The organism is Flavobacterium sp. (assembly GCF_046317795.1).
In the GTDB taxonomy this organism is placed as follows: domain Bacteria; phylum Bacteroidota; class Bacteroidia; order Flavobacteriales; family Flavobacteriaceae; genus Flavobacterium.
This window is the reverse complement of sequence record NZ_JBKCVI010000047.1, coordinates 1-2,868: the sequence shown is the minus strand read 5'-3', so window position 1 is coordinate 2,868 and position 2,868 is coordinate 1. Positions and strand designations below refer to the sequence as shown.

General features: G+C 43.2%; 1 protein-coding gene. It reads right to left on the bottom strand.

The genetic code is table 11. The annotated features are described in order from the left end of the window. Nucleotides 1–2,868: right-handed parallel beta-helix repeat-containing protein (locus ACK5ON_RS02980; protein ID WP_409819734.1), on the bottom strand; the 2,868-nt coding region annotated here is incomplete at both ends.

Below are 2,868 nucleotides of genomic sequence, written 5' to 3'. Positions count from 1 at the left end.
TTCTGCTAGCGAACTGTCGCCACTCTCGCCTTCAAAGCGAATGAAATTGGTGGCCGAAGAGCCCAATACCTGGAACAATTTAATCTGCTCGTTGTAGCTGCCGTCGCGCACTTTGAAGATTACTGGGCAAATAATACCGGCTGCATTGAGTGCTACGGCTGCATCGGTAAAGGATGCAAAATCGGGGCTTACACCGCCGATGGTATACGTTCCGCATAGTGGCGTTCCCAAATCGTCTAAACGCGATGTGTCATTATACGCATTGCAATCGTTTGTTCCATTGGCACCAACAGTCCAAGCCTTCAAATCGAAACTGCTGCCGGCAGGGAAGTTAAAGGTTCCGATTGTGACTTGTGCATTTTGCTGCACTCCCAATGCACCGCTCCATGCAAACGGAGCCTGCTCTACGCCATTTACAGACCAACGAATGGTGGTGCTATTGAGCGTATTGCTGCCCTGGTTTTGTAAAATTACTTTCACGGCATTTACTCCGGCTGGTAGCGGATTGCTCAATGCAGTAAATTCGTTCACACCGGCATCGTTAGCGCATAAGCCGAATTCGGTGGCACCGATATCGGGATTGCCGCCACGCAAAGCGCCGGTAATATCCTTTGTTACCTCGGCATAGTTTAATCCGGTTCCATTGAGTAAGGTATGGTTTGGACGTAAATTAATTGCCGATACATAGAACGGATTTACCGAACGGGCATTGGCCTCCTTGCCGCTTGCTGATGCAAATGCTGCAATTGTTGAGTATAAGGTTCCCTGATAATACGCTGTTTTCTTTGCGCTGCTGAAGTAATCGTTGTAATTCAAGTCGAAGTCTGATACAGAACTTGAAGCGTACATGGCATACCCACCGCCATTATTGGCGAAGATGTTGTTTTTTACCACGTAGTTGTTTCCACCCAACACTTCGAGTGCTACACCATTTTCGACATCGGTACCTGTAATGTTTACGGAGTTGAATACGATGCGAGAACCACTTGCACCTGATCTTAAACTAATACCTTTTGCAATTCCCAGTCCTGTTGATTGAACATAATTATTTGCTACTAATACATTTGCATTATTTATAACAAATCCAGTCCCATATCTCATCCCAAGGATCCTGTTATCAATATATTCTCCCCCGGAGCCCCATTCAATCAATACACCGTTATCACCCGCGCCCTTAATTATATTCTCTCTAACTTTCCATGTAACAGAACCATATGGCCTGCATACGATTCCAAATTCCTTGGGATCATTGACATCATTGCTATCAACTACCAAACTATTCCCAATACCTTCAAAATACAATCCATACCCTCGATCTAAAAATGAATTCTTGGTATAATTTCTTTTTACCTCTATACTATCTCCCCTCAAGTTGTAGATGCCATAGCTATTATAAATCTCATTGTTATGTATCTTCATTTTCCTACAATCTCGCGAAATAAAACCCCAGTCATCCCCATATACAGGTGTACGATTGGAATAAACATCCAATAAGGTGTCCTCATTTGTCTCATGAACGTAAAACAAATTGTCGCGCGATAATATTTCTCTACAATTATTGATAGTTATTCTATATGCAAAAGAATCATTAGCCCATGTCCATCCCGAATTATTTTTAATCTCACAAATGTCAGAGTTACTGAGTGATAAATACCCAAAATTATTATTATCAATATTAACATCACTGCTATTATTGATAATAATGCTGCCGGCTTCATTGTTTTCTATTACTATTCCTTTTGCCCTAGTTGAGTTCGATAATGTAAGGTTGTAGTCTTGCATTTGGTTGTTCCGAAATGTTAGCATGGAATCACAGCTCGAATTGGGAGAAACAACATGACCCAACCAGCAATTTTCCACCGTTACGTGGTGTGCGTTATTCTGGATAAATAGGTTACCCGAACCGTTTGAACGGCGAATACCCAAATCGCGGAAGGTGATGTAGTCTGTTCCTGTTAGAGATAAGGTAAAATCGTTGCTTGGATTGTTTTCTTGATAATGTAATTCTGCTAGCGAACTGTCGCCACTCTCGCCTTCAAAGCGAATGAAATTGGTGGCCGAAGAGCCCAATACCTGGAACAATTTAATCTGCTCGTTGTAGCTGCCGTCGCGCACTTTGAAGATTACTGGGCATGCAACGCCGGCTTGATTTAATGCAAATGCCGCTTCTGTAAAGTTCGCAAAATCAGGACTCGTCCCGCCTATAGTATACGTTCCACAAAGCGAAGCTACCAAGGTTGCCTTTGTGGTATCGTTCTGCGAGTTTAAGTCGCTCGCACTGTTTACTGTGGTAATCCACGCATTTACGTTTTTAAGTACTCCGGCCTGAAATGTAGAATTTCCAAGCAATACGTTAGGCAAGGTTTGGCCAAAAGGCAAGGAGCCGGTCCAGTTTACATCGGGTTGAGATACACCATTTACAGTCCATTTGATGGTGGCACTTGTTAAGGTATTGATACCAAAATTGGTTAATGAAACCCGAATTGGGTAGGTTCCTTGCGGAAAGGGCGGTACCGGATTGGTAAATGCATTCAAACCGGCATCGCGGCTTTGTGGCGAATACACCCGTACGTTATCGATTGCCCAAAATGCTCCCGAACCTGGTGTATTCCAGATAAAACGTACTTTGGCATTGGTGATGCCTCCGGCCAAAGCCGAAATATTGTAGAGTTTATTTTCAGGATTAGCAGTTGTTGCCGAGTAAGTATCGAGCAATACCCAAGACGATCCGTTGTAAACTTCTACCGCGCCAGTTGCGCCGCTTCCACCAACGAAATAATGATCAAAAAATAACAGGCAATTATTACTTACCGACGCATCGAAGGTCTTGGTAACTAAAGAAACACTTTCTCCAACTGCATCATTGCT